At 69.4% G+C, this 4,487-nt stretch carries 6 protein-coding genes; 5 read left to right on the forward strand and 1 reads right to left on the reverse strand.

Annotation, left to right across the window (positions count from 1 at the left end; translation table 11 throughout):
* The 4 genes from D4B81_RS17430 to D4B81_RS17445 all read left to right on the forward strand — a co-directional run.
* Positions 1-276, forward strand: a 276-nt coding sequence (locus D4B81_RS17430; RefSeq protein ID WP_161965283.1) for a helix-turn-helix domain-containing protein, incomplete at its 5' end; no start/stop codon positions are given.
* On the forward strand, positions 273-1,736 hold the full coding sequence (locus D4B81_RS17435) for a hypothetical protein (RefSeq protein ID WP_081480515.1): 1,464 nt from the start codon (positions 273-275) through the stop codon (positions 1,734-1,736). The genes D4B81_RS17430 and D4B81_RS17435, both read left to right, overlap by 4 nt.
* A gap of 67 nt (positions 1,737-1,803) precedes the next feature.
* A complete protein-coding gene (gene cmtR / locus D4B81_RS17440) occupies positions 1,804-2,154 on the forward strand; it encodes a Cd(II)/Pb(II)-sensing metalloregulatory transcriptional regulator CmtR (RefSeq protein ID WP_029540603.1) in 351 nt (116 codons plus the stop codon).
* Positions 2,151-2,747: a cadmium resistance transporter gene (locus D4B81_RS17445; protein ID WP_010147081.1), complete on the forward strand. Its 597-nt coding sequence runs from the start codon at positions 2,151-2,153 to the stop codon at positions 2,745-2,747. The genes cmtR and D4B81_RS17445 overlap by 4 nt, the downstream gene beginning before the upstream one ends.
* 80 nt (positions 2,748-2,827) lie before the next feature.
* On the opposite strand, the gene D4B81_RS17450 is transcribed toward D4B81_RS17445, so the two are convergent.
* Positions 2,828-3,139: a DF family (seleno)protein gene (locus tag D4B81_RS17450; RefSeq protein ID WP_010147080.1), complete on the reverse strand. Its 312-nt coding sequence runs from the start codon at positions 3,137-3,139 to the stop codon at positions 2,828-2,830.
* A 247-nt stretch (positions 3,140-3,386) separates the two neighbouring features.
* Between D4B81_RS17450 and mobF the strand changes: the two genes are divergently transcribed.
* Positions 3,387-4,487, forward strand: a 1,101-nt coding sequence (gene mobF / locus D4B81_RS17455) for a MobF family relaxase (RefSeq protein ID WP_161965284.1), incomplete at its 3' end; no start/stop codon positions are given.

Below are 4,487 nucleotides of genomic sequence, written 5' to 3' on the forward strand. Positions count from 1 at the left end.
TACCAGACCTCCGAGCTCGTCCCGCTGCTGGCCGAGCGCGGGGTCCACCTGTCCCGTGAGCACGTCTACCGCCTCGTCGCCCGGACCCCGCAACGACTGAACATGGACGTCCTGGCCGCGCTGTGCGAGATCCTGGACTGCGAACCCAACGACCTGCTCATCCCCACCGTCGTCGAGGACAAACCGGCGAGGACAGCAGGCGGAGAGACCGGCCCCGGCATCGGCGACCTGCGCCCGATCCGCGCCCAGGTACGACGCCCACCGACCGACGCATGAGCCCCCGGGCACGGCTGCCACGCCAGGACTGCGCGCACTGCGGACGCCAGGAACGCTGCACCCGGGTAGTCCTCGAGCAGCCGGTCTGCCCACGCTGCGCCCTACGGGTCGCCCGCGCGGCCCAGCCCTGCCCCGGGTGCGGGCAGGTCAAGGTGCTCGCCTTCTACGACGCCCAGCGTCGACCGGCCTGCGCGACCTGCACCGGTAACGACCCGGTCTACGCCTGCGTCGACTGCGGGCGGGAGGACTCACCCTTCGGCCGGCAGTGCGGCCCCTGCGCCTTGAACCAGAAGGCCACCGCGCTGCTGTCCGCCCCTGGCGGCGGCATCCACCCCCAGCTGCAACCGGTGTACGACGCCCTCACCTCCGGGCCGCGGCCTCAGTCCACCCTGTACTGGTTCACCCGCTCCACCGGCCCGGCCGTCCTGGCAGCGATGGCCCGCGGCGAGGTCGAGATCTCCCACGCCACCTTCGAGGCGATGCCGGCGAACAAGCCCAACAACTATCTGCGCGACCTGCTCACCGCCCTCGGTGTCCTCCCGCCCTTCCACGCCGACCTCGAGCGCGTCACCCCCTGGCTGCACCAGGTCCTGGACACCCTGCCACCCCAGCAGGCCGAGGTGCTCAACCGGTTCGCCCGCTGGCAGGTGCTGCGCCGGCTGCGGCGCGCCGAACAGCACGGGAGACTCACCCACGGCGCCATCTCAGCCGCCCGGGCCACCCTCGTCGTCACCGCCCGGTTCATGAACTGGCTCACCGAGAACGGCCTCGACCTGACCGACCTCTCCCAGCATGATCTGGACCGGTACGCCGAGCAGCACCGGGCTCGGGCCGTCGCGCTACGGCCGTTCCTGGCATGGTGCCTCCGCACCGGTCTTCAGACGGAGCTGTCCCCGGTCCACCGTGCCGAGGCTCAGCCGGCGGTCAGCCTGGCCGACGAGGACCGGTGGGCACACGTCCATCTCTTGCTTCACGACGACACGACCCGCCTCTACGCCCGCATCGCAGGACTCTTCGTCCTCCTCTACGCCCAACCAGTGGCCAGGGTCTGCCGGATGCGCACCGACCAGATCACCCTCCACGACGACGGGGTCGTGACCGCCACCTTCGACACCTTCGACATCGAGCTGCCCGACCCGCTGGGCCACCTCGTACGCACCCACCTGGCCCGCCGCGGGCAGGCCTCCTACGCCAGCGGGACGGACGTCTGGCTCTTTCCCGGCGGCATCCCCGGCAAGCACCTAGCCACGGAGAACGTCCGCTCTCAGCTCGTCGCGCGCGGCATCCAACCGTTGGCCGCCCGTAACGCCGCCATGTTCCAGCTCGCCGCGACCATGCCGACCCCGATCCTGGCCGAGGTTCTGGGCCTGGCGCCCAACACCGCCAGCCGGTGGGCCGCCCTGGCCTCACGAGGCTGGAGCGCCTACACCGCTCAACGCGACGCCCACCTCCGACGCTGAACCTGCCGACTTTCCCGTTGCACCCCAAACTCAGGGACGGTTCAGTCAAGACTGTACAGTTCCGCGCATGCTAACTACTTCTTCCCGGCTGGACGCGATGCATCGGATCGGCCGCGCGCTGGCAGATCCGACGCGGGCGCGGATCCTGCTGTCGCTGCTCGAACGTCCTGCCTATCCTGCTGGTCTTGCCCAGGACCTCGGTCTGACGCGGCCCAACGTGTCCAACCACCTGACCTGCCTGCGCGACTGTGGCATCGTGGTGGCCGAACCGCAGGGACGTCAGACCCTCTACGCGATCGCCGACCCGCACCTCACCAACGCGCTGCTCGCCCTGGTCGAGGTGACCCTCGCCGTGAACGAGGACGCCCCGTGCCTGGATCCCCAGTGCCCCGTCGCCAGCTGCGAGGTCAGCCGGTGATCCTCACCACGGTCCTGCAGGCGATCGGGCTGTTCATGGCCACCAACATCGATGACATCATCGTTCTTTCCCTGTTCTTCGCCCGAGGCGCCGGCCAACGGGGCACCACCACCAGGATCGCGCTGGGGCAGTACCTGGGGTTCGCCGGCATCCTCGGTGCTGCGCTGCTGGTCACCTGGGGAGCCGGGCTCGTCCTGCCATCCAGTGCCATTCCCTACTTCGGACTCATCCCCCTGGCGCTCGGTATCTGGGCGGCCTGGCAGGCCTGGCGAGGGGACGGTGACGACGACGACGAGAAGGTCGAAGGCAAGAAGGTCGGCATCCTGACTGTCGCCGCCGTCACCTTCGCCAACGGCGGAGACAACATCGGTGTCTACGTCCCGGTGTTCCTGAACGTCGGCACGGCAACCGTGATCCTCTTCTGCGTCGTGTTCCTGCTGCTCGTCGGCGTGCTGGTCTTCCTCGCCAGGTATGTCGCGACCCGCCGGCCTATCGCCGAGGTGCTCGAGCGGTGGGAACACGTGCTCTTCCCGATCGTCCTGATCGGCCTCGGCATAGCCATTCTCGTCAGCGGCGGCGCATTCGGACTCTGACAACCGGCCACCCACCGGGTTGGACAAGGATCTGAGCGAAACGTCGCCCCAACGCGACCTGTACCTCGCACCGCGTGCCGCTACGAGGCTGATGCCTCGGACAGCGCTGCGACGAGCTGCTCTACGGTCGGCGACCCGGCCAGACCCTCCGGCGTGCGATACAAGCGGCACGACAACGCCACCGGTGCTGCCGACTCAGCGAAGGGATCCACACCGTCGATCAGCACCGAGGGTGAGCCCGAAAATCCGTAGAACTCCGCAATGTCCGGCGTGTCCACGGCAATGCGCTCCACCTCGACGACCCCACCGTGAACCCGCAGTGCCTCACGCAGACGCGCCTCTGCCGGCTTCCAGTGAGGGCACCCGTCGAAGTAGAGGAACTGCACATTCATCCGCTCATCATCCCCCACCCCCCTCACGCACCGGAGACCGGCGGGCAGTTTGATCCGCCCCAAGCGCCCTTATAAAGACACGTTCCAATAGGGCTGTCCACCAGTAGAGCGGGCATTGTCCACTCCAGGTTGACTCGCGCCCCTGCCTGCGCCCCCTCCCCCACCGAGCCCGCTGAACGGGCAAGTACGCACCGGGAAAGTCGCCCGCAGGTGAGTCCCTGAGGCTCGGTCCTCCGCTTATGTAGGTATGGCGGCGACGATCCACAAGCTGACCGCAGGGTCGGGGTATGACTACCTGACCCGGCAGGTCGCCCGGCAGGACGCCACCGAGGTCGGCCACACCGGGCTGGCCGGGTACTACACCGCCAAAGGGGAGGCTCCCGGCGCGTGGGTCGGCACCGGCATGACCGGCGTCGCCGGTCTAGCGACCGGTGACGAGGTCACCGCCGAGCACATGACCCGCCTGTTCGGCACCGGGGAGCACCCGCTGGGTGATGAGTCGGGACACCACCTCGGCCGACCCTTCCGCGTGTACGGAGGACGCCATGACGTGACCCCGTTCCGCATCGAGGTCGCGCGCCGGTTCGAGGGACACAACAAGGCTCTAGGGCTGCCGGTGGACCACCCCATCCCAGTGGAGGAACGCGCGAGCATCCGCACCCAGGTCGCGCTGGAGATGTTCCGCACCGAGCACGGCCGCGAGCCGTTCGACGAGCGGGAGCTGGCCGGGCTGATCGCCAAGCAGTCGCGGCCGCGGACCACCGCGGTCGCCGGGTTCGACCTGACCTTCTCCCCCGTCAAGTCCGTGTCGACGTTGTGGGCGGTGGCCGACCGTCCCCTGGCCCTGCAGATCGAGGCCGCGCACCAGGCCGCTGTCCGGGACGCCCTGGCCTACATCGAGAAGCACGCCCTGTACACCCGCACCGGCAGGGACGGCGTGCAGCAGGTGGACGTGCGCGGGATGGTCGCCGCGGCGTTCACCCACCGCGACTCCCGCGCCGGTGACCCGGACCTGCACACCCACGTCGCCGTGGCCAACAAGGTCCAGACACTCACCGACGGGCGTTGGTTGTCCGTCGACGGCCGGGTCCTTTTCAAGGCGGTCGTGTCCGCTTCCGAGGCGTACAACACTGCCCTGGAGAAGCACCTGCGCCCGCTGGGCCTCACCTTCGCCCCGAGAACCGCGAACACGGGGCCGGAGGCGCGCGAGCGGCCGGTGCGCGAGATCGTCGGCGTTGATCCCCGCCTCAACGAGGTGTGGTCGACCCGGCGGGCGGGCATCCAGGCGCGGCGCAGCGAGCTGGCGCAGGCGTTCCAGGCCCAGCACGGCAGGCCGCCCACCCCGGTG

The sequence above is a fragment of the Ornithinimicrobium cerasi genome (assembly GCF_003702705.1).
Classification (GTDB): domain Bacteria; phylum Actinomycetota; class Actinomycetes; order Actinomycetales; family Dermatophilaceae; genus Ornithinicoccus; species Ornithinicoccus cerasi.

Coding starts and splice junctions, on each gene's coding strand:
- D4B81_RS17435 (WP_081480515.1), top strand. CDS start 273: ATGAGCCCCCGGGCACGGCTGCCACGCCAGGACTGCGCGCACTGCGGA.
- cmtR (WP_029540603.1), top strand. CDS start 1,804: ATGCTAACTACTTCTTCCCGGCTGGACGCGATGCATCGGATCGGCCGC.
- D4B81_RS17450 (WP_010147080.1), bottom strand. CDS start 3,139: ATGAATGTGCAGTTCCTCTACTTCGACGGGTGCCCTCACTGGAAGCCG.